Genomic DNA, 25,902 nt, shown 5'->3' with positions numbered 1-25,902 from the left:
CGCAAGCATTCCCGTACGAGAGACAGATCCCATGAGTCCCAGCACGCTCGTCAGCGCCGCGGCACCACCGGAGACGCAGGCGCTCACGCCCGGTCAGTACGACCTCATCACCTACGCCGTCGTCGTCGCGGGCTTCGCGCTCGTCGCCGGCTTCCTCTACTCCGCCAGCAGCCGCGGGGAGGTCGCGACGAAGTACCGCCCCGCCGTCACCGCCAGCATGATCATCTGCGGCGTCGCCGCGCTGTCGTACCTCGTGCTGTTCACGAAGGTCGACAGGGGCTACACGCTCACCGACGGCCTCTACCGTCCCAACGCCGACGCCGCGTTCTCGATCTCGGCGCGCTACATGGACTGGACGGTCACCGTCCCGATCCTCGTCGCCGAGCTGCTCGCCGTGTCCACCCTGGTCGGACGCAAGCTCAGCGCCGTCCGCGCCACCTCCATCGGTGCCGCCATCGCCATGATCGTCACCGGCTACCTCGGCACCCAGGTCTTCGACCAGGGCGGCAGCACCGCCTACCTGTGGCTGTGGTGGGGCATCAGCATGGTCTTCTTCGTCTACCTCTACGTGGCGCTGCTGCCGGCCGTACGCACCTCGATGGCGTCGATGGGCGCCGAGGCCGGGCGTACGTACGGGCTCGCGACCGCGGTGCTGCTGGTGACGTTCCTCGTCTACCCGATCGTCTACCTGATCCCGGTGTTCTTCGCCTCCGGTGCGTGGACCACCACGATGCAGTTCGCCTTCTCCACCGCCGACGTCATCGCGAAGGTCGGCTTCGGGATGCTGATCCACAAGGTCGCCAAGCTGCGTACGGCTGACGACCTCGCTGCCGGCACGTCCTCCTTCGACGGACCGGTGTGGATTAACTTCGAGCTGGCCACGCCCGCGGAGCTGCTCGGTGCGGGTGCGCGTGGTGCGGCTGCGGAGGCCAACGGGCACGGGCGCGTCGGTCAGACCACCTCCGGTCGGCGCTGACGGATCGTGACTGTCACGACGTCAGGTCGGGGTCTCGCGGCTCGGCTAGCGCCTCGCACCTCGACCACCGGCTTGGCGTCCGTGACGTGGCTGTCACGGGCCGCGGTGGGCGCCACGGCGCTCGCCGCGGCCCTCAGCCACCTCTTTCTCGACGGCGGCACCGCCGGCTGGGCACCCCTCGAGCTCCCGCTCGTGCTGCTCGCCCTGCTGGTCACGCTGCCGCACGGCGCGGCCGACGCGGCGGCGCCGTACCTGCGTTCGCTGCGGCTGACCTGGGGCACGTACGCCGGGCTCGGCCTCGCGTATGCCACCCTCGCCGCCCTGATCTGGACCGTCTCCCGCAGCGTCCCCCTGCTCGGGCTCACCCTGCTGGTGGTGCTGTCGGTCGCGCACTTCGGGGCCGGGGAGGTCACCTTCCACCGGGAGACCGGCGCCCCGCTCCCCCGCGCCTGGGGCGCTAGCGCTGGACTGATCAGCGGACTCGTCGTCGTGGTGCTGCCGTTGGTCGCGCACCCGGGACAGTCCGCGTCGTGGATCCTCCAGGTCGTCCCCGCGTGGCGGGACTCCCCTCCCCTGGGCGCCGACGGTCGACTTCTGATGATCGCGGCGGGTGGGGCTGCCGTGCTGATCGCAGTCGCCGGCGCAGGGCTGGCCGCGTACGCCTGGCGTACGGGACGCCGAGGGCCGGCCACCGAGCTCGCGCTGCTCACTGCGTGCGCGCTGCTCGCGCCACCGGTCGTGACGATCGCGGTGTACCTGGCGGCGTGGCACTCGCCGCGCCACCTGGCGTTGCTGAGGCGCGACGCGGCGTACGCGAGACGCCCCCTGCTGCCGCTGTGCCTCGCGGCGGCCGCGGCCACCGCCGGGGCGGTCGTCGCGCTGGTCGTGCTGGTGCGGCTGGCCGGGGACGCCGGACTCGCCTCCGTGCTGCGCGAGCAGATCTGGCTCGTCACCGCGCTGACCGTGCCGCACGGGCTCGTGGTGGCGTGGCTGGACCGGACGAGAGTCTCGCGGCTCAGCTAGCGCTTCGCTCCTCGACCACCCGTGGTCAGCGACTCGTGGCCTGGCCGCCGGTCGCGACCTGCTTCGCGCCCTTCTTGATCGTGAACCGCTGGTGCTTCGGTGAGAAGCCGTGCTTGATGCCCCACAGCACGGCCTGCGTACGGCTGGTGAAGCCCATCTTCTGGTACGCCTGCCGCAGGTAGGTCTTCACCGTGCTCTCGCCGAGGTAGACGCAGTGCGCGATGTCGGCGTTGCTGAGTCCCTGCACCACCAGGGCGATGACCTCGGACTCGCGCTCGGTCAGCCCGAACTGGCGTCCGGGCCAGTCGCTCTCGGCGGCCGAGTCCTCCTGACCGGTCACGAAGACCTCGGCGCCGCGGGCCGCCTTCTCCAGCGCCTCGACGAGCTCCTCGGCCTCCAGGTGCTTGCCGACACACCCCCGGGCGCCCGCCTCGCGGCTCGCCGCGACCATCTCGTCGTCGACGTGCCAGCTGTAGACGAGCAGGTTCCGGCAGTCGGCGTGGTCGAGCAGGCTCGAGACGATGTCCCAGTCGAACGCCTGACCCCGCGGCTGGGCGAACGTGTCGTAGAGGATCACGTCGACCGCCGCGTCCACCTCGCGCAGCCCGGCGTCGAGCTCGACGACGCGTACGCGGTCACCGAACGGCTCCAGCAGCGAGGCCAGACCGCGGATGACGACCTCGTAGTCGTCGACCAGGGCGACGCGTACGGGACCCGACCCGGTGTCATCCCGCGCGTGGTCGGTGTCGGCGGTGGGTGCCATGTCGTCCTCCTGTGGCTGCTCACGGGATCCGGAAGTCATCTCCCCCGAATCGTGGCGAGGCAAGCGACGGGCGTGACCGGACGGTTGCCTAGTGGCCGGCGAGGGCCTGACACCCCCGCCGGGTGACCTCGTCGGCGGGGAACCACTGCTCGATGCGCAGCTCGTCGAGCGCGACCTCGAGCGGTGCGAGCAGCGCGCTGAGCACGATGCGGAACGACCAGACCTCCTCACCGACCCGCAGATGCAGGTCCAGCGTGGGGTCGGACGGGGCGGTGGGGTCGGGGCGGCGCCAGTCCTCGGGGATGCCCGGGGTCGCGAGCAGGTCCTCGGCCACCGTACGCAGCCGCTCGTCGTCGGGGTCGGTGAGCAGCTCGCGCTGGACGCGCCAGAGCAGGTCGCGCGCGACCGCGTCGTGGTTGAGCACGATCTGCCCGCCGAGGGCCGGGTCGAGGGTGAGGCGGGCGAGGTTGAGCCGCTGCTGGTCGGGGGCGTCGGCGTCCGCGGTCGTGGCGAGGCCACCGGGCAGCACGCTGGAGAGCACGCCCGACAGCAGCCGGGCGGCGGCGTCGTTGAGGTCCAGCACGTCGTAGGCGCGGTCGAGCACGATGAGCGGGTACGGCTCGTGGTGCTCCTTCATCGTCTGCAGCGTCGCCGCCACGGCCGGGGGCAGGGCGCCGGTGTCCTCGAAGCGTGCCGGGTGACCGGCGGCGCGGAGCAGCACGTTGGTCTGGCGCAGCGGCACCTCCAGCGCCGCGGCGAGGCGCAGCACCATCTCCGCGCTCGGCTGGGACCGGCCGGTCTCGACGAAGCTGACGTGGCGGCTCGAGACGTCCGCCGCGATCGCCAGGTCGAGCTGGCTCATGCCGCGACGGCCACGCCAGTGACGCAGGAGCGCGCCGACGTGGGTGTCGGGTCTCGTCATGTCGTGAGCGTAGGGACGCCGGCGCCGGACGGCACCTACCTCGTGACGTCATTGCGAGCGCCCGCGTACGCACGAAGGCTGGCGGCGAGCCACTCATCACCCCGACCCAGGAGGACCCCGTGACCACGTTGACCGCTGCCGAGGCGAGCGAGATGTTCCGTGAGACCCCCGACCAGTTCGTCGACGTGGGGAACGGTGAGGTCGCCGTACGCTCCGTCGGCACCGGACCCGACGTGCTCCTCGTGCACGGCTGGCCGGTCTCCGGCGCCACCTGGCGCACCCTGCTCCCCCACCTCGCGGCGCACGTGCGCTGCCACGTGGTCGACCTGGTGGGCGCCGGGCAGAGCCGCTTCGACCGCGGCGCGCGCTTCGGGATCCTCGAGCACGCCGAGGCCGTACGCCGCGTCCTCGACGCCCTCGGGCTGCTCGAGCCCGGGTCGGTCGCGGTGGTCGGGCACGACTCCGGCGGCCTGATCGCCCGGCACGCGCTCGCCGACGACCCGCGCGTACGCGGATGGGGGCTGCTCGACACCGAGCTGTCGACGGGGATGGGGTGGCGGTTCCGGTCCTTCGTGTCCGCCCGGCACGTGCCTGGGGTCGAGCACGTGTTGGCGCGGCTGCTGAACGCGCCGAGGCTTCGGCGTACGCCGCTGCTGCTCGGTGGCGCGTTCGCCGACGCCGACCTGCTGGACGGCGAGTTCGCCGAATTCTTCCTGCAGCCCCTGCGCGAGGACCCCGAGCGGCGGTGGGCGGCCGGGGAGCTGCTGCGCGCCTTCGACCTCGATCTCGTGCGCCGGCTCGGCGAGGTGCACGCGCGGATGAGCGCACCGGTGCAGCTGGTCTACGGAGCCGAGGACCCGTTCTTCCCCGCGGAGGAGGCGCGGGCGATGCTGCCGAGCTTCGCGGGGCCGGCGCAGCTGCACGTCGTACGCCGGGGAGGGCTGTTCGCCCACGAGGAGTTCGGGGCTGAGGTGGCGGAGGTGCTGGTGCCGACGTTGAAGGGATAGATCGATCCCTGGACCATCGCAAGTGTTCGATGAATTGCTAGTGTTCGATAAGACCGAACATCGAGTCCTCATCGAAAGGGATCCTCGCGTGAGCGTGACCCCGTGGCTGACCGTCCTGCATCAGCTCGGACTCTCGACCGCAGACGAAGCCGATGGTGGCGATCGGGTCGTCCGTCTCGCGCGCTCGGGCTCAGGACAGGCGTTCCGTCTGCTCCAAGCGACCTCGCCGCCGGCGGGTGCATCGGTCGCGGAACAGCGCCCGCCGATCCTGCTGCTCCTCCGCCGCGTCAACGCGAAGCAGGCGGAGCGTCTGCGCGAGCAGCAGGCACAGTTCGTTGACCTCTCCGGCAACGCCTACATCAGTTTCGGCAACGTCCTCATCGACGTCCGCGGGGCGTCCCGGCCTGACGGCGACGCATCACGGGGTCGTCCCGCGAACCTCTTCAGCGGACGTAGATCTCAGATCGTGGCGGCCCTTCTCACCTGGCCGTTTCTCGTGGACGCACCCCTGCGCGACCTCGCCGGAGTATCAGGCACGTCGCTGAGCCTCGTGCATCAGACCAAGAACGCTCTAGGTCAACTCAGCTACGACCCCGCCGGGTCGACCCGCCACCGACTGCTCGACGCCTGGGCCGCGAACTACCCCCTCAACCTGGGACCGCAGCTCGAGATGACTGCATTCATGGCCGAGCGGCAAGAACTCGTCGTGCCCGCGGAGGTGCCGCCGGCGTACGTGAGCGGCGAGGCAGCGGCGCCGGCCATCCGCTCGCCGCTCACGCTCTCGTTGTACTCGGTCGAATTTCCCACCGCGTGGATCAGGCTCAATCGCTGGCGTCGCGACAGGAAGGCCGATGTGTTCTTGAGACGGCAGTTCTGGACCCCGCCGTCGGGCGCGGAGCCGGCGTACGAGGTCACGGTCCGGGGAGGGCGTCTGCCGGCCGCGCCCTGGCCGCTCGTGTATGGAGACCTGATGTCCTCGACCGACCCGAGGCTGATGCAAGCGGCCGTCGAGTGGCGCGAGTGCCATGCTGGGTGACCCCGCTGCTTTCCGGCCGGTGGACCTGCAACTGGTCGACACGATCGTCGCCGAGATGCTCGCGAGGGGCAGCGGTCTCGACGCGGAAAGCATCCTCCTGGTGGGCGCTGCCTACCGCGACGCGGTGCACGCGTCCCTCGGTACGCCGGTAGCGCTTCGCGCCACGAGCGACGTCGACCTTCCCTCATCGTGTCCGACCTCGAAGAGTTCGAGTCCGCCACGCGAGGCTTCGTACGCTTGGGCCACTCTGGCGTCCGTTTCGACATCGCCGGCATCCCCACCGACATCGTCCCGTTCGGCGACGTCGAGCACCCACCCGGTGTCGTCGCGCCGCCTCGTCGACCGGAAGGCCTCAATGTCTGGGGATATCGCGAGGTCTTCGCCACTTCCACCGCCTGTCAACTGCCCGGCGGAGCCGTGATCCGGGCCACGTGTCAGCGGCTACGCGGCGCTCAAACTGTCTGCCTTCATCGATCGCGCGCCGCGTGGCGACGACAAGGATGCCCAGGACCTCGCAGCCGTCCTGCTGTGGCACGAGATCGATGAAGACACTTCGGAGCGGCTCTGGGACGGAGACCTCCATGAGCTGACCGAACACGGATGGGACGTCGGCCTCGCCACGGCCCACGTCGTGGGCGAGGACGCTGCGCGAACCGTCGGAGCGACGCGGCAGGCCGAGCTCCTCGACAGAATGAACGACCAGTCCGTGCTGACGATGGCGCGAGCGCTACAGATCCCCGCGCAGCAGGGCGTCGTGCCCGACTCGGTCGATCGACGGATGGCCGTTGCGGCGGCACTGTGGCGCGGATTCTCGGTTCGTCTGTCACCGCCGTGACCGGAGCGCGTCGTGAACGTGAGACCGAGACGCAGATGGAGGCCGCCCGTCCCACCTGCCACCTGCCGCCGCTGGAGAGAACGACCGGCGGGCGCCGGGGCCACTGGCCCCGGCGCCCGCTGTGCGTCAGGCCGTCTGTCGGCTGCCGCGCAGACCGACCATGAGGTCGATCGCGAGGAACACCAGCAGGCTCACCCCCAGCACCGGGAGGAACCAGCCCACAGCGAGGGCCACCACCACGACGGCGGCTGTGCCGACCGGAGGAAGTGACCGCCACGCACCGCGGCGTACGGGCCGCCCCATTCGCAACGCGTGTCCCCGCGTGGGACGCCGCAGCCACCACGCCCGGTAGCCCGTCACGATCATCGCGACCAGCGCCAGCGCCAGTCCGAACATCGCGATCGCGCTGACCCACCCGAACAGCACACCCATGTGCAGGTCGATGCCCCACGAGGCCGCCTTCGCCATCAGCGGGATGCTGTCGAAGCGCACCGTGTCGACCACCGACCCGGTCTCCGGGTCGATCGAGGTCACGTCACCACGGGTCGGCCAGGTGGAGTCGGTCTGGGAGACGACGTACGTGCCGTTCAGCGCCGTCGGACCCGTCACCTCCACCAGACCGTCGAGCCCCTCGGCACGGGCCGAGGCGAGCGCGGCGTCGTATCCCACTCCCAGGCTGTCGACCGGGATGAATCCGCCCGCGGTGTCGCCGCCGTGGCCGCCGTGGCCGGCGTGGCCGGCGCGGCCCGCCTCCTCGCTCGAGCCGGGGCCGGTCTCGCTGATGACCGGCGGAGCCGTCCAGGACAGCGCGGAGCGGAGCTCGGAGACGTTCGCGCCCGCGTACGTCGACCACGTCAACCCGGTGACCGAGAGCATGAGGAAGCCGAGAGTGGCCCAGAGGCCGACGGTGCTATGCAGGGCGAGGGTGCGACGGCGAGGGCTTGTGCGCCGGGTCGCGCCCTGGGTCTCGCGGCTCGGGTAGCCCCTCGCTCCTCGGCCACCGAAGCGCCCTCGACCACCGGGGCGGGTCAGCCACAGGCCGAGCCCGGCGGCGACGACGACACCGAGCCAGGACGCGGCGAGCTCGGAGTAGAGCCGCCCGGGCTCACCGAGGTGCAGGTGGCGGTGCAGCTCGCCGACCCAGGTGCGCAGGGGCAGGGCGCCGGAGGAGCCGTACGAGGTGGACTCGCCGGTCACCTCCGCGGTGACCGGGTCGACGAAGACCGCGAGGCGACGGAACTCCTCAGTGCGGCCGTCGTCGAAGAGCAGGCGGGTCGTCTGCCCGACCTCCTCCGCGGGACGGATCGCCAGCAGCGGCAGCGTCGGCTCGACCTCGCGGGCGGAGGCGACCTGGTCGGCCAACGGCAGCGCCGGACCGCGGGAGTCGGTGGTGAGCTCGTCGGCGTACACGACCTGCTCGATCTGCGGCGCGAGGGCGTACAGGCCGCCGCTGAGCGCGGCGACGAGCAGGAACGGCGCGGCGAGGATCGCCGCGTAGAAGTGCAGGCGGAGGAGCAGCGGGCGCATCGAGCGGGACCGGGGTCTCGCGGCTCGGCTATCGCCTCGCTCCTCGACCACCGGTCGGGCTTTCGCACCTCGATCAGCGGGGTGTGGAGGTTGGACAGGGGTGGTCGTCATGACGGCCTCTCGAGAGGGCGTGGCCGCGTCCGGGCGCGGCTGCACGCAGGGGCCCGACAGGCCCCGGTCGAGGTCCGTCAGGTGAGGGAGATGAGGTACGTCGTGCGGCGCGGTGGTCCGCGGGGCGCTGCCGGCGTACGCGAGGGGGCCGTGGTCGGGGTCAGCAGCGGCGTGCTCGCCGCGGGGAGCGTCGGGCGCGGCACGAGGGTGAGGAGCACCGGCAGGAGCGGCAGCAGCCACTCGGTGAGCGCGGAGAGCACCGCCCGGTCGGCGCCGCGGGCGACGAGCGCGGTGAGCGCGGCGATGGCGAGGTGGGCGAGCAGCATCGAGACGCCGCCCGCGAGCACCATGCCGACCGCGTGGTCGAGGGCGCCGAGCAGACCGCTGCCGTGTCCGCTCATGTCGTGGGGCATCAGCCCGGCCGCCATGGCGTCGGAGTGCGACATCACGTGGCCCTCGCAGCCGGGGTGGTCACCGAGGACGCGGACGGGCCCGGCCTCGGCCATCGCCTGCCGCGTGGCCGCCAACGCCATCTGCGCCGGTGAGAGCAGGGCCATCGCGAGGTGGGCGGCGAACTGCAGGAGCACCGCCGCCCCGGCCAGCACCCCGAGGTGGGCGGGGCCGGCGCGGCGTACGAGGAGTGGTCCCAGCGCCACGCTGCCCGCGAGCACGACCAGGGCGAGGGAGAGCGGCACCGCGCCACCCCCGGCCAGCTGGTGCGCGACCACCGCGCCGACACCGCAGACGGCGCCCACGAGGACGCCGCGCGTGGCGGTGGCGGGTGGATGCACGCGACCAGGGTAAGACGCCTGACTTGCTCCGAGGGAGTCCTGCTCGCGCGCGGACCTACTGGGGACCGAGGGCCGCGGCGACTCTCGTCCTCAGCACCTGGAACGGCTGCTCCCCGGCGGAGGAGGGATCCCGGCCCACGAGCACTCGTCGCTGGTTGACGAGGGACTCGCCGGGGGCGAACTGGTCTCGCGTCAGGTCCACCTCGCTCCCGTCGGGCATCAGGTTCCAGTAGTGCACGCCCTCCACCTGACCTTCGTACGCCACGTCGGCGACCATCAGGTCGCCACCGAGCAGGTCCTGGACGACCAGAGCGGTCGTCCCGCACTGACCGCGCGAGGGCTTCCCGGGCGCCCGGGCCATGTAGTCGGTCGTGGCGAACGACGTGTCAGGTCCCCACGACGCCCTCACCGCTGCGTCGATCTCGGCCAGGGTCCATGTCTCCACGACGACGATCATGCCCCGGGGTGAGGACACTCGCCGGTTCTCGGTCCCTTGCGGTCTCTGTCCGCATTGGGCCCAAGGTCCTGTGTGTCGGACAACCGGTGACAATGTCCGGATTGTCTAGATAGGATGCGCGTGGCGCGCGGGAGGTCCGCGCCCTTCTCGCGACAGGTCAGCCTCATGTCTTCTCGGTCCCGCCGGCACGCACGTCTCTCTGCCGTCCCCGCCCGCGCTCTCGTCTCGACCGTGTCCGCCGCAGTCCTGCTGGGCGGGCTCGGCACGATCAGCCCCGCGTACGCCGAGGGCACCGAGACCGCCGCGGTGCCGGTCGCCTCGGGCCAGGCGAGCGCCCCGTCGCGCGTGGAGAACCTCCGCGCCGTCCTCGACGACGGCACCCTGACCGTCACCTGGGACCCGGCGACGCCCAACGGCACGCCGATCACCGGCTACACCGTGGCCGTACGCCCCGGCACCCGCACCGTCGAGCTCGGCCCCGAGGCCCGCTCCGCGACCTTCACCGGCCTCGCCACCGAGACGCGCTACACGATCTACGTGGTCGCGACCTCCGCGGTCAACGACGCCTCGGAGATCCCGCCGGGCACCGAGGAGATCGCCCCCGTACGCGCCCCCGGCATCCCCTCGCTGCACCTGGTCACCCGGGGCGGCACGTCGGTGAAGATGACCTGGAGCCCCTTCGTCGAGCGCGGTGCACCCGTGACCGGGTACCGCGTCACCGGTCTCCCGTCGGGCCCGGTGAACCTCGGTCCCGAGGCCCGCGAGATCTCCAGCGACGGGCTGGAGTGGGGCGAGACGTACCGCCTCGCGCTCACCGCCCTCAGCGACGCCGGCGCGAGCGAGCCGATCACCTACGTGGTGAACATGCCCGTGCTGCGACCCACGCGTGTGCAGGGCCTCGACGCCCGCGTACGCGCCCGCCGCGTCGTCGTCACCTGGGACCCTGCCCGCGAGCGGGGCGCGGCGATCACCGGGTACGCCGTCGTGCTGCGCGGCACCACCGAGAACGGTCGCACCGTCACCCGCCGCAAGGTCGTCGGACCGGACGCCACCCGCGCCGCGTTCGGCAAGCTGCCCCGCAACTCGCAGTTCCGCTTCGCGGTGAGGGCGCTGAGCTCGCTGGGCTGAGTCGCCCTGCACGGCGGCGCGATGTGACCGCGCCCTCGCGTCACTTTAGTCGTGAACAATCGTTTGTCTGATGTGCAGTCCGACGACGACCCCGAGAGATCTCCGCGCCCGCCGATGACCAGTCAGATGGCCGCCGTGATCGCGTTCTGTCTGCTCACGGGGTGCATCATCGGAGTGTTCATCCTGCGGCTGAGTTGAGGGAGCCGGGCTCGCGTCCCGCCTACCGGCCGGCCCTCGCACGTCCGAGAGCTGCGGTTGAGTCGGTGAGACCCGGACCACCCAGAAAGACCACGGATGAGCCCGCACCCGGCATCGTCAGGGAGCCGCCGTCGGCTGCGGTGAGCGGTCGCCGAGTGAGTACGCCACCACGTCCGTCGAGCAGCATCACCTCGCCCGTGACCGGGTCGCCGCCCGAGCTCGTCACGGTCACCGCGACGCGATTCCCGACCCTCTCGGCGGTCGTGGTCGAGAGGAGGTTGTCGATGCGTACGGGCACGGTCGGCACGAGCGCGGTCTCCGACCGTCCGGCCTGCGAGGTGACCACGGCCGCGACCACCGCCGCGATCTCGTGGCCGACGTCGCCGGACTGCACCCGGTAGGTGCGTCCCGTGGCTCCCGGGATCCGGATGCCGTCGCGCTGCCACGCGACCGACGTACGCACCTGGCCCGAGCTCGCGCCGGCACGCGGCGCCCACTCCCCGACGTCGGCGGTGAGCCTCTCGCCGACGACGGGATCGCCGTCGAGCGTGGGCGGGGTGGTCGCCGTCGGCGGGGCGGCCTGGCGCACCAGCTGCGGGAGCGCGTACGCCTCGGCGCTCACGCCGGCCACCGTGGCGCGGGTGCGGACGGAGATGATCGACCCGAGGTCGGCCTGGGCGACCCGGTAGGTGGGGGCGACCGCGTTCGCGATCTCCTCACCGTCGAGGAGCCATTGGTAGGTGAGGCCGGGGTCGAGCCCTTGGTTTCGAGACGGCTCGCTGGCGCTCGCCTCCGCGGCCGGGGTCGTGTTCCAGGTGCCATCGGCGACCTCGAGCACCGCCCCGACGCGTACGTCTCCCTCGATCGTCGGCGCCGTGACCGTCTCGATGCGCTCGGTGATCCGGATCGGGCCGAGTGTCACCTTCGAGGCACCCTCGCCCGCCGTCACCCAGCGAGCCTGCACGGACTCGGTGACGTCCCCGAACCACGCGTGACCGACCGGCAGCACCGTGCCCTCGGTGTCGGACCCCCCTCGGATCCGCACCGTGTAGCGCTCGCCGCGCGCCGCCAGCGGGAACTCGAACGCCCCCAGCTCATCGGTCATCGCGAAGTCGACCGGCACCATCGTCGCGCCGGCCTTGCGTACGAGCTGCACCACGACGTTCGGCACCATCGCCGCGCTCTCGTCCCAGACCAGCCCGCGGATCGTCACGGGTCGTGACCGCTCCATCTGCTGCGACGCCATGGCGATCCCCTCGCCCGGGTCCACCATGAAGGGCTCGCCGGCGGCGACGTCACCGTTGTAGTCGGCACGCCACGCCTGACCGCCCGGGGCCGGGCGGTAGCGCACGACGTAGCGACCGGCCGGCACCTCCAGGGCGTACGCCCCACGACCCGCCGCCGTGTCGCCGCTCAGCACCGTGGCCGCGACAGGCGCGCGGGTGAGCTCGTCACCCAGGGGCGTCCGCGGGCTCTGCACGGCGACGGCCTCCACGACGACGTTGTCGAGGCGCGCGCCGGACGGCGTGCGGACGACGCCGGAGATGGTCGCGGGGGGTGGCGGCGTGACCTTGGTGTCGAGCCCTTCGAGACGCTCGGCCGGCGTCTCGCTCCTCAGGGACCGGCCTGCCGGCGCATCGCTGTCGGACGCTCGGTCCTGGCCGGCCTGCGCGAGCTCGAGAGCCGCCTGGTCGGGGTCGACCGGGGCCTGCGCGGCCACCGGTGAGGAGTCTGTCGCCCACGGCACCTGGGCGGCCTCGTCGCCGCCGCTGTCGAGCGCGGGCATGAACCGGTCTCCGAGCTGACTGCCCGCGACGGCGATGACGGCAGCGACGATCAGCGCGTTGCGCTTGCCCGGTCGCGCTGCCCGGTGACTCCCCATGCGTCGAACTCTTGTCGAGCCGGCCGGGGCGCGCGGAAAGTCCGCAATAGATGGTCCGGGTGGATCAGACCATTCGGGACCTTGGTCCCGGACGTCCCGCTCTGCAGAACCAGCATCCCAGGCCCGACATCTGTCGTATTCGGGACTTTCGGCACCGCGTACTCGGAGAATGGAAAATAGTTGCCGTCAGACCTCGTCTCGGGTTGGCGCAAACGCTCTCGTGCGCCATAGTCGTAGTCGACCGCGCTGGTGACCCGAGACGCCAGCGCGGTCTTTTCATGTCCTCATGACGGCGCTGCGAGGCCTGCGTCACATCGACGCCACATGGCCCGTCATGACTAGCCCCTCTGAGTGAGGGCACCTAGTCTTCTGACGACGACGAGTCGGGGTTCCCCGGCCCAGCAACGACCGCGTCGACCGTGGCTCGCGACCTCCCACTGCGAGCCCGGTGGCCCGGCGGGTCTCCAGGTCCCCTCCCCGGACGACCCGCCGGGCTCCTCGGTCACTCAGGGCCCCGGCCCGCGCCGCCTGTATCCACGGACCATAGGTACTAATCCCCTAGACCCGTACGTCTTTCCGTGATGTGCTACTCCTCGCCCACGCACCCAGGCTTCTCGGAGGACACCACATGACCACCACCAAGCGCGCCGTCGGCGCCACCATCGCCACCGCCGTGGCCGGCACGATGCTCATGGGAGTCCCCCAGACCGCGCAGGCCGCACCGGGTGACCGCTACGTCCCGCCCGCTCCGGCCCGGGTCGTCGTCAACGTCCCCCGGCCCGCACTCGGCAAGAGCAACGCGATCAACGTGCAGCTCGTCAGCGACGCCGGCCGTCCCAAGGGCCTCGTCGTCGTGCGCGTGCGACGCCAGAACGGCAAGATCATCGCGAAGCGCACCTGCCGCACCCGGAGCGACAGCCAGTGCACCATCCGGTTCAAGGCCCCCAAGCGCGGCCGCGCCGGCTTCGTGACGGTGCGCTACCTCGGCAACGCGAACTACGAGAACGACGTCCAGACGCGCCGCTTCCGTTACAAGCGCCGCTGATTCACTGCTGCTCCTGACGAGTCCGTACGGCGAGGCCGTGCGGACTCGTCGTGCGTCCTGGCCTCTCGGCCCACCTGATCGCTGATCCCGGAAGGAAGTCTGCGTGCGCGTCGTCCGCTGGTCGCTCCTCGCCATCGTGCTCGTCGTGCTGGGCGCTCTCGGATGGGCCGGGTGGACCGGCATCCAGGCCGCCGAGGAGCTCCGTACGGCCTCCGTCGCCACCGACCGCCTCACCTCCGCCGTGCGGGACGGGCGCATCGCCGACGCCCGCGAGGACCTCGCCGAGGTGCGCACGAACGCCCGCGACGCGGCCGACCACGTCAGCGGCCCCGTCTGGGCGACCGCGTCGGTGCTGCCGAGCATCGGTGACGACGTCACCGCCGTCCGCGAAGCCGCCGACCTCGTCGCCGATGCTGCCGAGGGCGTCGGCACGGACCTGCTCGCGGTCGTCACCGACCTCGAGCCCGGCAACCTGATCCCCACCGACGGACGCATCGACCTCGACCCGCTCGCCGCCGCCGCACCTCGGCTCGACCGCGCGTCGACCCAGCTCGTGGACCTCGGCGCCCGCGCCCGGGGCATCGACCTGGCCGGCGTACGCCCGATCATCGCCGACCCGCTCGCGACGTTGAAGGAAGAGATCACCAGGATCGAGGGCATCACCGGGGAGGCCGCCACCGCGGCCCGGCTGCTGCCGCCGATGCTGGGCAGCGAGGAGCGGCGGCGCTACCTGCTGCTCGTGCAGAACAACGCCGAGCTGCGCGCCACGGGCGGCATCCCCGGGGCGTACGCCGAGCTGCGCGCCGACGACGGCCGCCTCCGCCTGGGCGAGCAGGGCAGCGCTCAAGGTCTGGGGAACTACGACGAGCCGGTGGTGCCACTGACCGACGAGGAGCAGGCCATCTACGGGGACATCCTCGGCCAGTTCGCGCAGGACGTGAACCTGACGCCACGGTTCCCGCGGTCCGGTGAGCTGGCGGCGGCGATGTGGGCCGACACCCACGACACCGAGGTCGACGGGGTCGCCTCGGTCGACCCCGTGGCCCTGTCCTACCTGCTGCGGGCCACCGGCCCGGTCACCGTCGAGCTGCCCGACGGCGAGACCGTCGAGCTGACGGCGGACAACGTCGTGCCGTACCTGCTGAACCAGGTCTACCTCGACAACCCCGACGACCCCGCCCGTCAGGACGCCGTCTTCGCGACCGCGGCCGGCGCCGTCTTCGACGCCGTGACCGCCGGAGGCGCGGACCCCCGTGCACTGCTGGACGCCCTCACCCGCGCGGTGACCGAGCGTCGCCTGCTGCTCTGGTCGACGCGTCAGGCCGAGCAGGCGGAGATCGCCCGCGCCCCCATCGCCGGCGACCTGGACGGCAGCCAGGACGCGAATCCCTACGTCGGGGTCTTCTTCAACAACGCCTCCGGATCGAAGCTCGACTTCTACCTCGAATCGGAAGTCACCACCCGCTCGATCCGCTGCGAGGCTGACGGATCGGACCGGCCACGGCAGCGCGTCGAGGTCGCGGTGACCCTGACGTCGCGCGTGCCCGAGGACCCCTCCCCGCTCGGCGCCTACATCCTGGGACTCTCGCGGCCCCGGGGCTTCAACGTCACGAATCTTTACGTCTACTTCCCGACCGGGTCCACAGTGCTCGCAGACGAGGCGGTCACCGAGAAGACTTCCGCTCAGGGAAAGACGACGACGAACCCCAGCACCACCGATGAACACACGGACGGCGGGTTCCCGGTCCAGGTCTTCGGTCTCGGGCTCGATCCCGGCCAGACGGGAACGATCACGATTCCGTTCCTCGCCCCTCCTGGCCTCACCGGTCCGGTCGACCTGCAGGTCACGCCACAGGTGCGGCCCGTGCCTGTGGAGATCGGGCGCACCACCTGCTGACGACCGCCTGTAGACAGGTCTACAGCAATACCGCGCGTTTCGAGACCAGGATGTGAAGTGCGCGTGGTTGTCGTGCACAATCAGTATCGGCCGCGCCGGTGACCCGAGACACCGGCGCGGCCTTTGTCTGTCCGCGTGGAGAGCGTCGGCACCCACGCCGTACGCGCGTGACTTTGTGCCCTCTGGGCGGAACTTTGTGCCCTCTCGGCGTGACTTTGTGCCCTCTCGGCGGAACTTTGTGCCCTCTGGGCGGTCAGACCTCGACGACGACCTCTGCCACGGAACCCACGGCCGCTGTGACCGGGGTGTCGACCGCGTCCTTGCCGGGCGCGAGCGTACGCAGGGTCCAGTCGCCGTCGGAGGCGAAGAACCGGAAGTGACCGGTTGCCGAGGTCGGCACCTCGGCGGTGAACTCACCGCTGCGGTCCAGGAGCCGCACGTACGCCGGGCTCACCGGCTCGTCCGCGGCGAGGCTCCAGACTTGGCCCTGCACCACGGCCTCCTTGTTCACGTCGACACCGTCGAGCGGCAGTCCGCCGCGCTGCGCGCCGCACATCAGGCTGCACCCGCGGAGTCGCCGAGGGCGACGGGCACGCCGACGAGCGAGCCGTACTCGGTCCAGGACCCGTCGTAGTTCTTCACGTTCTCCTGACCGAGCAGCTCCTTGAGCACGAACCACGTGTGGCTCGAGCGCTCGCCGATGCGGCAGTAGGCGATGGTGTCCTTGCTGAAGTCCACGCCGGCCTCCTCGTAGATGCGGCGCAGCTCCTCGTCGGACTTGAAGGTGCCGTCGTCGTTGGCGGCCTTGCTCCACGGCACGCTCGCGGCGGTCGGGATGTGGCCGGCGCGCTGCGCCTGCTCCTGCGGCAGGTGGGCCGGGGCCAGCAGCCGGCCGGCGTACTCGTCGGGGCTGCGCACGTCGACCAGGTTCTGCGTGCCGATCGCGGCGACGACGTCGTCGCGCCAGGCGCGGTAGGTCGGGTCCTGCTCGCGCACCGGGTAGGTCGTGGCCAAACGCTCGACCGTCTCGTCGGTCAGCTCGCGGGCCTCGAGCTCCCACTTCTTGCGGCCACCGTCCATCAGCCGCACGTCGGCGTGGCCGTAGAGGGTGAAGTACCAGTACGCGTACGCCGCGAACCAGTTGTTGTTGCCGCCGTAGAGCACCACCGTGTCGTCCTCGGCGATGCCCTTCTCGCTCAGCAGGCTCGCGAACTGGTCGGCGTCGACGAAGTCGCGGCGCACCTGGTCCTGCAGGTCCGTCGTCCAGTCGAGCTTGATCGCCCCGGCGATGTGGCCGCGGTCGTACGCGGCGGTGTCCTCGTCGACCTCGACCAGCACGACCGTGTCGTCATCGAGGTGCTCGGCGACCCAGTCGGTGCTGACCAGGGAGTTCTCGCGGCTCATGGGTGTCCTTCGGTTGCGGTTGCGGTTGCGGTGGGAGTTGTTCGGGGGTCAGCGGGCGCGGAGGCGGGCGAGGAGCAGGTACATCTCGCAGCCGAGGCAGAACGCGAAGGCCGCGTTCAGGAACGCCGCAGCGAGGGCGAAGCCGACGAAGACCTGGCCCAGCACGACGGCGCCGGCGACGTAGGAGACCAGGCCGGCCACCGCGAAGCCCAGCCCGACGGCCTGGGCGAAGCGGGGAGGCCGCGGGTCCTCGAGCTCGCTCGGCGCGCCGAGGCGCGGGCGCACCAGGTTCTTGAAGAGCCACGCGTACGGCGTGCGCGCCACGCCGAGGCCCACGCCGAGACCGAAGAGCACCGTCTGGAACGCCAGCAGGCCGATCGCCACCGGGGTCGGCACGAGCAGCACGGCCGCCAGGATCACGGTGGTGAGGGCGGCGCCGAACTGCGGCCCGCGCGGGTCGATGCCGCCGGCCGCCTGCGGTGCCGGTGCAGCCGGGGCGGGGGTGGTGGAGTCGGAGAGGGTGGACATGACGTTGCTCCTGAAGCACGACGGGATCGACCGGCGCGGGACGCGCGGGCCGGCTGAAGCACCGACGCGACGGGATGCCGTCAGCGAGAAGCGGTGCCTGTCAGGGCATTCGACACAGTGAGGAGCGCACGAGGCAGTGGTCGACTGCCCGTCGCTTCGTCAGCGGTGTCGTGAACATGGGAGCGAGCGTAGGGGCATCCGCGCCGCAGCGCGCGTTGGCGTCCTGCATCGTGAGATGCGATCCCAATAGTTGAGACCTGCTCATCGGAGTTCCGCGAGCGAGGCGCTGACCTGCGCCTTCGTGGGCGCACCGCTTGCGCGTGCCACCTCGCGTCCGGCGGCGTCGAGCACGAGGGTGGTGGGCGTACGCATCACACCGGCCGCTCGCACGAGCTCGAGGTGGGACTCGGCGTCGATCTCGACGTGGCGTACGCCGGCCTCCTCCGTCGCCACCTCACCCAGCACGCGGCGGGCCACGCGGCACGGGGCGCAGAAGGCGGAGGAGAACTGCACCAGCGTCGCCCGCTCGCCGAGCGGACCGTCGAGGTCCGCCTCCCCGAGGGTCAGCACCGCGTCGTCGGACGCGGGCTCCTCACCCGTCTCGACGGCCTTCTCGCCGGTGGGCTGGGCGGAGTCCGCCGCCCTGTCGGCCCCGTCGGCCCCGTCGGCCCCGCGGACGGCGCGCGTGCCGGTGAACCGACCGTCCGTGCCTGTGCGGTAGAGCCCGAAGGCCGTGGCGGCGACGAGAGCGATCACGAGGACGATGAAGCCGGTCATGACGGGACAACCCCTGTGGTCCGCGTGGTGTTCCGCGGGTCGCTCAGCCGGTGAGGCGCTTCACGCGCTCGCGCGGGACGAGCCCCGCCGCATCATCGCCCCACCGCCGGCCACGAGGGCCACGGCGAGCGCGAGCACGGGGAGGTCGACGTCGGAGGGTCCCGTCGCCGGGAGCCGGCGCACCGCCGGGGCGGAGCCGCTCCCCGCAGGCTCGGTGCCCGCGTCGCCTGACGGGGCTTCAGTGGTGACGGTGGTGACGGTGGTCGTGGAGACCGTGGCGGTCGGCGGGCCGTCCGCGTTCGCCCCGGACGGCGGCTGACGGGAGGGACCGCGGTGCGGACCGGGCTCGGGCGTGGGCTCGGGCTCGGGGATCGGCTCCGCGGTGGGCTCGGGCTGCTCGGTGAGCTCGGGCTGCTCGGTGGGATCGGGTTCAGCCGGCGCCGGCACCTCCCCCTCACCCATCTGCGCCTCGAAGCAGACCTCGGTGGGCGGCTCCCCCGGTGCACCCTCGACGAGGTGGCAGGTGACGACGAGCACGGGATCGCGGTTGTCGTCCTCAGCGCCGTCGGCGATGGATCCGTACGCCGCTCCCGCCGAGGCCAGCGAGAGCGCGAGCGTGCCGAGCGCGACCCTGGCCGCGTACGCGACCCTCCTCGTGTCCCGCATGCGCCTCACCCCTCCCGAGCTCAGGGTGGCCCAGCCCCGCGGGCACGACCAGTGCCGAAGGTCTGCATCCCGACATGTCGGACATACGGACCTCGGGACCGAGGTGGCGACGGCCGCGGACCGAGAAGGGTGGCGGCCACCAGGGGGACTGGGGCCGCCACCCGGACGTCGGCCCACGAGGGGGTGGGGCCGGCGTCCGCCATGGCTGGATCGGGCCACGGCGTACGCGCGTCGGCGAAGGCCTGCAGACCCGGTCCGACCGCCGCTCGTACGCTGGCGAAATTAGTGACGGCGGACTGGACCGTCAAGGCACGAATGTCCGTTCCTGTCCGAATCGGTGTCGGAATCGGCGTCGTTCCTGTCAGTCCGAGCAGCGTCTCGCCGTCGCTCACGCGTGGACGTGTGACAGCAGCCGAAGCTGTGATCTGGCACACGCAAACGCGTGCTCAGCCGCCTGCGAAGGGTGGGAGCAGGTCGACGACCGAGCCGGGGCGGGCCAGCGCGACACGTACGTCCGGGCCGTGCACGGCCGTCTCGTCGAGCAGCACCGAGCAGATCGCGACGACCGCCGCGAGCCGTGGCGTACCCCGCTCGGTCACCCCTGCCAGCAGCTCGCTGATCGTGACCCCCTCGGCCGGCACCTCGACGCGCTCCTCCGCGACGCCGCGCGCCGCGCGGGCCGCCGCCCAGTAGCGCACCAGCACGACGCCCGCACCGGCGTCCGGGCCTGTGACGTCGCCCTCGCCGGGCCCCGTGCTGATCTTCGCCGAGCTCATCTGCCCTATTCTGCTGTACGCAGCTCAGCGACCGTCCACTCCTGAAGCGAAGGTGCCCGCGTGGCCACACTCCTTCTGCTGACCTCGAGCCTCCAGGCCAGCGCCGAGGTCCTGCCCGCGCTGAGCCTGCTCCCCCACCAGGTGCGGGTGATGCCGGCCGAGGGCGCGGCCCTGCTCGAGGCCCCCGCCGCGGACGCGCTGCTCGTCGACGGCCGCAACGATCTCGCCCACGCCCGCGACCTGTGCCGCCTGATCCGCACGACCGGCGCCGAGGCCCCGGTGCTGCTGATCCTCACCGAGGGCGGTCTCTCGGTCGTGCAGGCCAACTGGGCCACCGACGACGTGCTCCTCTCCACGTGCGGGCCCGTCGAGCTGGAGGCCCGCCTGCGCATCGCGATCGGCCGGGCCGCCGAGGCCGTCGAGGACGACGGCGAGGCCCACCTGATCCGATCCGGGGAGATCGTGGTCGACGAGGTCACCTACACCGCGCGGCTGGGCAAGCGGGTGCTGGACCTGACGTTCAAGGAGTTCGAGCTGCTGAAGTACCTCGCGCAGCACCCCGGCCGCGTCTTCACCCGCGCGCAGCTGCTGCAGGAGGTCTGGGGCTACGACTACTACGGCGGCACCCGCACCGTCGACGTGCACGTACGCCGGCTCCGCGCGAAGCTCGGCCCCGACCACGAGTCCCTCATCGGGACGGTCCGCAACGTCGGCTACCGGCTGGTGCTGCCGCCGCGCTCGGGCGAGCCGGCCGAGGCCGAGGTCAACGCGTGAGCTCGACCGGGTCGCACCTGGAGCACGTACGCCGCCTCGCCGAACGCGCGACCGCGCACGACGGCACCGCCCCCTTCGACGAGGCCGTGCTGCTGCAGCTCGAGCGCGACGGACTGCCCGAGCAGCTCTCCTCGGTCGACCAGCACGCCGCGGCCTGGGTCACCCACGACGAGCACGGCGGCGCCGACCTGCACTTGGTCGTCGACCCCGACGTACGCGGCGAGGGCGTCGGCAGCGCACGCACCGCGATCCTCCTCGACGAGGTGACCGCCACCGTGCGCGCCTGGTCCCACGGCGACCACCCCGCCGCGCGGGCGCTGGCCGAGCGGCACCACTTCGCGCGGGCGCGCGCCCTGTGGGTCATGCGGCGCGGCATCGAGCACCTGCCCTCGCTCGCGGACCTGCGTGAGAGCCCCGGCGTACGCCTGCGACACCTCGGGTCCGAGGAGTCCGCCGGTGGCCCGACCCGCGAGGACGACCGCGACGCGGTGCTGACGATCAACGCCGCCGCGTTCGCCGACCACCCCGAGCAGGGTGCGCTCGACGTGGACGGCTTCGAGCAGCGAGCGGACTCCGACTGGTTCGACCCGCGCGGGCTGCTGCTCGCCGTCGAGGAGGAGTCGGGCGAGGTGCTGGGCTTCCACTGGACCAAGCTCGATCCGGGGGCCGGGAACGACGGTGAGATCCCTGGTGAGATCTACGTGCTCGGCATCGCCCCCGCGGCCCAGGGCCGAGGGCTGGGCACGCTGCTGAGCCTCGCGGGGCTGCACCACATGGTCGACGCCGGCGCCTCGGAGCTGCTGCTCTACGTCGAGGGCGACAACGCCGCGGCGATCCGCACGTACGAGAAGCTCGGCTTCACCCACGCCGACCTCGACACCCACGTGCAGTACGTACGCGAGGCCCGCGGCTCCTGAGCCGCGCCGTCCGGCTGCGAGGTGTGGGCCACCTCGCACGCCGTCGACGTTCAGCCGGACATACCGGGGGAATGTACTCCCTATGCGCCGACGCGGCGGCACCCGCCGACCGTGACAGGCGCACCACGCACGCACCCGACACACGAGGAGCACCCATGTCCGTCATCCCGTCCGTCAGCCCCAAGAACGTCGCCGGCATCGCCGACAAGGTCATCGGCCTCGGCAAGGAGGTCGTCGGTGAGGTCATCGACAACGAGAACCTCGTGCAGGCTGGCGAGGCCCAGCAGACCAAGGGCACCGAGCGCCTGAAGGCTCTCCGTGCCGAGGCGAAGGCCGAGGCCCACAACGCCAAGGCCGAGACCCAGGAGAAGCGCGAGAAGGCGGCCAAGAACGCGAAGAAGTGACGCGTACGCGCCACCGCTGAGCACCACCCGGCACCGCACCGCACCAGATCTGAAGGAGGCCCCCATGGGCATCGGAGACGCAGTCGCAGGCAAGGCCAAGGAGGCCGCGGGCGCGGTCACCGGCAAGGACGAGCTCCAGGAGGAAGGTGCCGCGCAGTCCGAGAAGGGCGTGCAGGACCTGAAGTCCTCCAAGGAGGAGACCAAGGCCGACGCGCACGAGTCGAAGGCCGAGATGGCCGAGGCGAAGCAGGAGGCCGCAGAGGAGAACCTCTGAGGCACCGCGCGCAGCAGGGCCCCGCACCGGTCGGTGCGGGGCCCTGCTGCGTCGTGCTCACCCGCGGGAGGTCACAGCGCCGCGGTCAGCGGTGCGATCGCCGCGGCGGCGCAGCGACGCATCTCCGATCCCACGCCCACGGCGTTGAAGAAGCCGTGGATCATCCCCTCGAACCGGTCGCAGGTGACCTGCACCCCGGCTTGGCGCAGGGCCACGGCGTACGCCTCGCCCTCGTCGCGCAGCGGGTCGAACCCGGCGGTGACCACATGGGCGGGAGCGAGCCCCTCGGGGAACTCCTCGCGGGTGAGGATCGAGGCGTACGGCTGGCTGCGCATGCCCTCCTCGGGGAAGAACGAGGCGCCGCCACGGTCCATGTAGGCCGACTCCAGGAAGAACCCCTGGGCGAACATCTCGCGGCTGCGTGAGGTGCGGACGAAGTCGGTGACGGGATAGATCAGCAGCTGGAAGGCCATCTGCAGGCCCTGCTCGGCGGCCCGCAGCGCCGTCGTGGCCGCGAGGTGGCCACCGGCGGAGTCGCCCGCGACGGCGAGACGGTCGGGGTCGCAGCCCAGGCCGCGGGCGTTGTTGAGCGCCCAGACGTACGCCTCGAAGCAGTCCTCGACGGCCGCCGGGTACGGGTGCTCGGGCGCGAGCCGGTAGTCCACCGCGAGCACCCGGTGCCCCGACTCCTCGGCGAGGTGACGGCAGGCCGGGTCGTGGGAGTCGAGGCTGCCCCAGACGTGGCCGCCGCCGTGGAAGTAGACGACCAGGCCGCCGCCGTCGGAGTCGGCGGAGTCGCGCAGGGCGCGGGGGACGTACAGGCGTGCGTCGAGGTCACCCTCGGCGCCCGCGACCCGCAGCGCGCGGACGGCGCCGACGGGCTGGCGACCACCCGCGGCCAGGGCCTGCACCTCGGTCGCGCTGCGCCCCGCGGCGAGCTCCAGGGTCGGCACCTGCGGCTCACGGGTGAGTCTCATCAGGCGCAGCATCAGCTGCGGCTCGGGGTGCAGGCGCTGGCCGTCGAGGTCGACGGGTGCGCCCGCGAGGCGGCGTACGACCGGGGCCGGCAGCGACAGGGCGCCGTCGAGCGCCGCGTTCTTCAACCGCGCGACCGCAGGCGGGTCGCCGAGCAGACGGTGGCCGCGAGGAGGGACGGGGACGGGCAGCCGGGCGGCGAGCCGACCGGGCAGTCGTGACAGCGAGACCATGACCGCAGCCTTCCAGAGCGGCGTACGCGACTCACCTGTCGTTCACCTGCACGTGCCACGATCGGTCCATGAGTGCTGGCACCACCGACACCTCCGCTGCTGAGCCCGTGACCGACGAGACCGCGTCCTCGACGGAGCACGCCGACCAGCGAGGGGTGCCGGCGGCGGGCACGTCGGGCACCGAGGCCATCGGGCGGCCCGCGGACGCCGAGGCGGTCGCGAAGGGCGGCGCGGGCATCGAGATCCTGCCGGTCGAGGACGGTGCAGCGGACGTCGAGGAGCCCGTCGACCTCGACGAGCTCGGCTTCACCGACCGGTTCCTCGACCGGGAGCTGTCGTGGCTGCGCTTCAACAGCCGCGTGCTCGAGCTCGCCGAGGACACGACGCTGCCCCTGCTGAACCGGGTGCGGTTCCTGACGATCTTCACCTCGAACCTCGACGAGTTCTTCATGGTGCGGGTCGCCGGCCTGCGTCGCCGGATCGCGGCGGGGGTCGCCCAGCGCGGCGTCTCCGGCCTGCTGCCGCGGGACCTGCTCAACGAGATCCTCGACGAGGCCGAGGCGCTGATGAAACGTCACGCCGACCTGTTCGTCGACGACATCGCCCCGGCCCTGGCCGAGGAGGGCATCGAGGTCGTGCGGTGGGACGACCTCAGCCGCGACGAGCAGAAGTACTGCAAGAAGTTCTTCAAGGACCGGGTCTTCCCCGTGCTCACGCCGCTGGCGGTGGACCCGGCGCACCCGTTCCCGTACATCTCGGGGCTCTCGCTCAACCTCGCCGTGCTCGTACGGCACCCGAAGACGAAGAAGGAGCACTTCGCGCGGGTCAAGGTGCCGAGCAACGTCTCGCGCTTCGTGCAGGTCGGCGACCAGCGGTTCGTGCCGATGGAGGACATCATCCACGAGCACCTGCGCCGGCTCTTCCCGGGCATGGAGGTGCTCAGCGCCCACTTCTTCCGCGTCACCCGCAACGAGGACCTCGAGGTCGAGGAGGACGACGCGGAGAACCTGCTCAAGGCGCTGGAGAAGGAGCTGATCCGGCGGCGCTTCGGTCCGCCGGTGCGGCTCGAGGTCGCCGTGGACATCGACGAGCACGTGCTCGAGCTGCTCATGGCCGAGCTCGACGTCACCGAGTCGGAGGTCTATCGGCTCCGCGGACCGCTGGACCTCCGCGGCCTCGGCGACATCGCCGACCTCGACCGCGGCGACCTGAAGCTGCCGCCGTTCCTGCCCAAGACGCACCGTTCGCTGGCCGAGGTGGAGAGCTCCTCCCCCGTGGACATTTTCGGGGCGGTGAGCCGGCGCGACGTGCTGCTGCACCACCCGTACGACTCCTTCGCCACCTCGGTGCAACGCTTCATCGAGCAGGCCGCGGCCGACCCGAACGTGCTGGCGATCAAGCAGACGCTCTACCGCACCTCCGGTGACTCCCCCATCATCGACGCCCTCATCGACGCCGCCGAGGCCGGCAAGCAGGTCATGGCGCTGGTGGAGATCAAGGCGCGCTTCGACGAGTCCGCCAACATCCGGTGGGCGCGCAAGCTGGAGGAGGCCGGGTGCCACGTGGCGTACGGCCAGGTCGGGCTGAAGACGCACTGCAAGCTGGCGATGGTCGTACGCGACGAGCCCGAGGGCATCCGGCGCTACACCCACATCGGGACGGGCAACTACAACCCGAAGACCGCGCGGCTCTACGAGGACATCGGCCTGCTGACCACCGACCCCGACATCGGGGAGGACGTCGCGCACCTGTTCAACAACCTGTCCGGCTTCAGCCGCAACTACCGCTACTCCCAGCTGCTGGTCGCGCCGGACACCGTACGCACCGGGATCGTCTCCCGGATCCGCCGCGAGGTCGCCCACCACCTGGAGGGCCGGGCCGCACGCATCCGCATGAAGTGCAACGCGCTCGTCGACGAGGTGATCATCGACGAGCTGTACCGCGCGTCCATGGCCGGTGTGCCCGTGCAGCTGCTGGTGCGCGGCATCTGCTGCCTGCGCCCCGGCGTGGAGGGGCTGAGCGAGAACATCGAGGTGCACTCGGTGCTCGGACGCTTCCTGGAGCACTCCCGGGTCTTCGCCTTCGACAACGGCGGTGACCCGGACGTGCTGATCGGGTCCGCCGACATGATGCACCGCAACCTCGACCGTCGCGTGGAGGTGCTGACGCCGCTGCGTACGCCCGAGCTGAGCTCGCAGGCCACCGAGCTGCTCGACGTGGCCTTCGACGCCGACACCTCCACCTGGGAGCTCGACGCCGACGGCACCTGGACGCGCAGCGCCGGGCAGGTGGACCTGCAGGAGTGGGCCATGGAGCGCGCGCGGCGTCGACCCAAGCGGCGTACGCGCTAGGCCCCCGGCCCCGGGCCCCGGGCCCCGGGCCCGTCCCCCGGCCCGTCCCCGGCCCTCCTGAACGCCCGCGTATGCGGGCAATCCCGAAGATCTGCGGGTCTGTAACCCCGCGCAGGTTCAGAAGTGCCCGCGTACGCGGGTGTTCGAGAGGGCGAGAGCGCGCGACCGTTGTCCACAGGGCCGGATGCCAGGGGTCGGAGAATGCCGATTCGTCGCGCACCCTTC

The 25,902-nt window shown here is 71.8% G+C and carries 25 protein-coding genes; 12 read left to right on the top strand and 13 right to left on the bottom strand.

From position 1 onward, the window contains the following. Positions 1-31 precede the first annotated feature (31 nt). Together KLP28_09475 and KLP28_09470 are read left to right on the top strand one after the other, a co-directional pair. Positions 32-976 (top strand): bacteriorhodopsin, encoded by a 945-nt coding sequence (locus KLP28_09475; GenBank protein QWC83866.1) that lies wholly within the window; start codon positions 32-34, stop codon positions 974-976. An 81-nt stretch (positions 977-1,057) separates the two neighbouring features. Continuing rightward, positions 1,058-1,999, top strand: a complete 942-nt coding sequence (locus KLP28_09470; GenBank protein ID QWC83865.1) for a Brp/Blh family beta-carotene 15,15'-dioxygenase — start codon at positions 1,058-1,060, stop codon at positions 1,997-1,999. Between the two features lie 25 nt (positions 2,000-2,024). On the opposite strand, the gene KLP28_09465 is transcribed toward KLP28_09470, so the two are convergent. Then, on the bottom strand, positions 2,025-2,762 hold the full coding sequence (locus tag KLP28_09465) for a response regulator transcription factor (protein QWC83864.1): 738 nt from the start codon (positions 2,760-2,762) through the stop codon (positions 2,025-2,027). Positions 2,763-2,850: 88 nt separating this feature from the next. Next, a complete protein-coding gene (locus KLP28_09460) occupies positions 2,851-3,684 on the bottom strand; it encodes a helix-turn-helix transcriptional regulator (GenBank protein QWC83863.1) in 834 nt (277 codons plus the stop codon). A 119-nt stretch (positions 3,685-3,803) separates the two neighbouring features. On the opposite strand from KLP28_09460, the gene KLP28_09455 reads away from it, so the two are divergent. Together KLP28_09455 and KLP28_09450 are read left to right on the top strand one after the other, a co-directional pair. Continuing rightward, complete coding sequence (locus KLP28_09455) at positions 3,804-4,691, top strand: alpha/beta hydrolase (GenBank protein QWC83862.1); 888 nt, start codon at positions 3,804-3,806, stop codon at positions 4,689-4,691. Between the two features lie 22 nt (positions 4,692-4,713). Continuing rightward, a complete protein-coding gene (locus KLP28_09450) occupies positions 4,714-5,727 on the top strand; it encodes a hypothetical protein (protein ID QWC83861.1) in 1,014 nt (337 codons plus the stop codon). A 961-nt stretch (positions 5,728-6,688) separates the two neighbouring features. Here KLP28_09450 and KLP28_09445 read toward each other — a convergent pair. The 3 genes from KLP28_09445 to KLP28_09435 all read right to left on the bottom strand — a co-directional run bounded on the left by KLP28_09445 (position 6,689) and on the right by KLP28_09435 (position 9,466). After that, the gene (locus KLP28_09445) at positions 6,689-8,089 is read right to left on the bottom strand and encodes a PepSY domain-containing protein (protein ID QWC83860.1); all 1,401 of its coding nucleotides are present in this window, start codon (positions 8,087-8,089) and stop codon (positions 6,689-6,691) included. Between the two features lie 188 nt (positions 8,090-8,277). Further along, the gene (locus tag KLP28_09440) at positions 8,278-8,991 is read right to left on the bottom strand and encodes a hypothetical protein (GenBank protein ID QWC83859.1); all 714 of its coding nucleotides are present in this window, start codon (positions 8,989-8,991) and stop codon (positions 8,278-8,280) included. Between the two features lie 55 nt (positions 8,992-9,046). Continuing rightward, positions 9,047-9,466, bottom strand: coding sequence for a hypothetical protein (locus tag KLP28_09435; protein ID QWC83858.1), 420 nt, complete (start codon positions 9,464-9,466; stop codon positions 9,047-9,049). A 213-nt stretch (positions 9,467-9,679) separates the two neighbouring features. Here KLP28_09435 and KLP28_09430 point away from each other — a divergent pair, with 213 nt between their 5' ends. Next, the gene (locus tag KLP28_09430) at positions 9,680-10,576 is read left to right on the top strand and encodes a fibronectin type III domain-containing protein (GenBank protein ID QWC83857.1); all 897 of its coding nucleotides are present in this window, start codon (positions 9,680-9,682) and stop codon (positions 10,574-10,576) included. 220 nt (positions 10,577-10,796) lie between these two features. Here the strand turns inward: KLP28_09430 and KLP28_09425 are convergent, their stop codons facing one another. Beyond that, positions 10,797-12,656 carry a hypothetical protein gene (locus tag KLP28_09425; protein QWC83856.1) on the bottom strand — a complete coding sequence of 620 codons (1,860 nt, stop codon included), beginning with the start codon at positions 12,654-12,656 and terminating at the stop codon, positions 10,797-10,799. 628 nt (positions 12,657-13,284) lie between these two features. On the opposite strand from KLP28_09425, the gene KLP28_09420 reads away from it, so the two are divergent. Together KLP28_09420 and KLP28_09415 are read left to right on the top strand one after the other, a co-directional pair. Beyond that, a complete protein-coding gene (locus tag KLP28_09420) occupies positions 13,285-13,701 on the top strand; it encodes a hypothetical protein (GenBank protein QWC83855.1) in 417 nt (138 codons plus the stop codon). A gap of 103 nt (positions 13,702-13,804) precedes the next feature. Then, positions 13,805-15,598: a DUF4012 domain-containing protein gene (locus tag KLP28_09415; protein QWC83854.1), complete on the top strand. Its 1,794-nt coding sequence runs from the start codon at positions 13,805-13,807 to the stop codon at positions 15,596-15,598. 253 nt (positions 15,599-15,851) lie between these two features. Here the strand turns inward: KLP28_09415 and KLP28_09410 are convergent, their stop codons facing one another. The 6 genes from KLP28_09410 to KLP28_09385 form a co-directional block, all read right to left on the bottom strand. Further along, positions 15,852-16,154: a DUF1416 domain-containing protein gene (locus KLP28_09410; protein QWC83853.1), complete on the bottom strand. Its 303-nt coding sequence runs from the start codon at positions 16,152-16,154 to the stop codon at positions 15,852-15,854. Then, on the bottom strand, positions 16,154-17,002 hold the full coding sequence (locus KLP28_09405; protein QWC83852.1) for a sulfurtransferase: 849 nt from the start codon (positions 17,000-17,002) through the stop codon (positions 16,154-16,156). Before KLP28_09405 ends, KLP28_09410 begins: the two co-directional genes overlap by 1 nt. A gap of 48 nt (positions 17,003-17,050) precedes the next feature. After that, entirely contained in the window at positions 17,051-17,530 is a 480-nt protein-coding gene (locus KLP28_09400; protein ID QWC83851.1) for a DUF4395 domain-containing protein, read from the bottom strand. A gap of 261 nt (positions 17,531-17,791) precedes the next feature. After that, the gene (locus KLP28_09395) at positions 17,792-18,307 is read right to left on the bottom strand and encodes a thioredoxin family protein (protein ID QWC83850.1); all 516 of its coding nucleotides are present in this window, start codon (positions 18,305-18,307) and stop codon (positions 17,792-17,794) included. 60 nt (positions 18,308-18,367) lie between these two features. Next, complete coding sequence (locus KLP28_09390; GenBank protein QWC83849.1) at positions 18,368-18,973, bottom strand: hypothetical protein; 606 nt, start codon at positions 18,971-18,973, stop codon at positions 18,368-18,370. 446 nt (positions 18,974-19,419) lie between these two features. Then, positions 19,420-19,749 carry a MoaD/ThiS family protein gene (locus KLP28_09385; protein QWC83848.1) on the bottom strand — a complete coding sequence of 110 codons (330 nt, stop codon included), beginning with the start codon at positions 19,747-19,749 and terminating at the stop codon, positions 19,420-19,422. A gap of 60 nt (positions 19,750-19,809) precedes the next feature. On the opposite strand from KLP28_09385, the gene KLP28_09380 reads away from it, so the two are divergent. The 4 genes from KLP28_09380 (at position 19,810) to KLP28_09365 (ending at position 22,118) form a co-directional block, all read left to right on the top strand. Continuing rightward, positions 19,810-20,523 carry a response regulator transcription factor gene (locus KLP28_09380; GenBank protein ID QWC83847.1) on the top strand — a complete coding sequence of 238 codons (714 nt, stop codon included), beginning with the start codon at positions 19,810-19,812 and terminating at the stop codon, positions 20,521-20,523. Next, the gene (mshD, locus tag KLP28_09375) at positions 20,520-21,440 is read left to right on the top strand and encodes a mycothiol synthase (GenBank protein ID QWC83846.1); all 921 of its coding nucleotides are present in this window, start codon (positions 20,520-20,522) and stop codon (positions 21,438-21,440) included. The genes KLP28_09380 and mshD overlap by 4 nt, the downstream gene beginning before the upstream one ends. A gap of 155 nt (positions 21,441-21,595) precedes the next feature. Next, a complete protein-coding gene (locus KLP28_09370; protein ID QWC83845.1) occupies positions 21,596-21,844 on the top strand; it encodes a hypothetical protein in 249 nt (82 codons plus the stop codon). 64 nt (positions 21,845-21,908) lie between these two features. Continuing rightward, positions 21,909-22,118 carry a hypothetical protein gene (locus KLP28_09365; GenBank protein QWC83844.1) on the top strand — a complete coding sequence of 70 codons (210 nt, stop codon included), beginning with the start codon at positions 21,909-21,911 and terminating at the stop codon, positions 22,116-22,118. 71 nt (positions 22,119-22,189) lie between these two features. Here KLP28_09365 and KLP28_09360 read toward each other — a convergent pair whose 3' ends face one another. Continuing rightward, a complete protein-coding gene (locus KLP28_09360; GenBank protein ID QWC83843.1) occupies positions 22,190-23,326 on the bottom strand; it encodes an alpha/beta hydrolase in 1,137 nt (378 codons plus the stop codon). Between the two features lie 68 nt (positions 23,327-23,394). Here KLP28_09360 and KLP28_09355 point away from each other — a divergent pair, with 68 nt between their 5' ends. Next, on the top strand, positions 23,395-25,677 hold the full coding sequence (locus KLP28_09355) for an RNA degradosome polyphosphate kinase (GenBank protein QWC83842.1): 2,283 nt from the start codon (positions 23,395-23,397) through the stop codon (positions 25,675-25,677). The last annotated feature ends 225 nt before the right edge of the window (positions 25,678-25,902 follow it).

This window comes from Nocardioidaceae bacterium, from assembly GCA_018672315.1.
Classification (GTDB): domain Bacteria; phylum Actinomycetota; class Actinomycetes; order Propionibacteriales; family Nocardioidaceae; genus TYQ2.
Note: the sequence above shows the minus strand (reverse complement) of the source record. Positions and strands in the feature narration are given on the sequence as shown.

Excerpts from the sequence above, each read along its gene's own strand:
- KLP28_09475 (QWC83866.1), top strand. The coding sequence starts at position 32 with ATGAGTCCCAGCACGCTCGTCAGCGCCGCGGCACCACCGGAGACGCAG.
- KLP28_09465 (QWC83864.1), bottom strand. The coding sequence starts at position 2,762 with ATGGCACCCACCGCCGACACCGACCACGCGCGGGATGACACCGGGTCG.
- KLP28_09460 (QWC83863.1), bottom strand. The coding sequence starts at position 3,684 with ATGACGAGACCCGACACCCACGTCGGCGCGCTCCTGCGTCACTGGCGT.
- KLP28_09445 (QWC83860.1), bottom strand. The coding sequence starts at position 8,089 with ATGCGCCCGCTGCTCCTCCGCCTGCACTTCTACGCGGCGATCCTCGCC.
- KLP28_09425 (QWC83856.1), bottom strand. The coding sequence starts at position 12,656 with ATGGGGAGTCACCGGGCAGCGCGACCGGGCAAGCGCAACGCGCTGATC.
- KLP28_09420 (QWC83855.1), top strand. The coding sequence starts at position 13,285 with ATGACCACCACCAAGCGCGCCGTCGGCGCCACCATCGCCACCGCCGTG.
- KLP28_09410 (QWC83853.1), bottom strand. The coding sequence starts at position 16,154 with ATGTGCGGCGCGCAGCGCGGCGGACTGCCGCTCGACGGTGTCGACGTG.
- KLP28_09405 (QWC83852.1), bottom strand. The coding sequence starts at position 17,002 with ATGAGCCGCGAGAACTCCCTGGTCAGCACCGACTGGGTCGCCGAGCAC.
- KLP28_09400 (QWC83851.1), bottom strand. The coding sequence starts at position 17,530 with ATGTCCACCCTCTCCGACTCCACCACCCCCGCCCCGGCTGCACCGGCA.
- KLP28_09395 (QWC83850.1), bottom strand. The coding sequence starts at position 18,307 with ATGACCGGCTTCATCGTCCTCGTGATCGCTCTCGTCGCCGCCACGGCC.
- KLP28_09390 (QWC83849.1), bottom strand. The coding sequence starts at position 18,973 with ATGCGGGACACGAGGAGGGTCGCGTACGCGGCCAGGGTCGCGCTCGGC.
- KLP28_09385 (QWC83848.1), bottom strand. The coding sequence starts at position 19,749 with ATGAGCTCGGCGAAGATCAGCACGGGGCCCGGCGAGGGCGACGTCACA.
- KLP28_09370 (QWC83845.1), top strand. The coding sequence starts at position 21,596 with ATGTCCGTCATCCCGTCCGTCAGCCCCAAGAACGTCGCCGGCATCGCC.
- KLP28_09365 (QWC83844.1), top strand. The coding sequence starts at position 21,909 with ATGGGCATCGGAGACGCAGTCGCAGGCAAGGCCAAGGAGGCCGCGGGC.
- KLP28_09360 (QWC83843.1), bottom strand. The coding sequence starts at position 23,326 with ATGGTCTCGCTGTCACGACTGCCCGGTCGGCTCGCCGCCCGGCTGCCC.
- KLP28_09355 (QWC83842.1), top strand. The coding sequence starts at position 23,395 with ATGAGTGCTGGCACCACCGACACCTCCGCTGCTGAGCCCGTGACCGAC.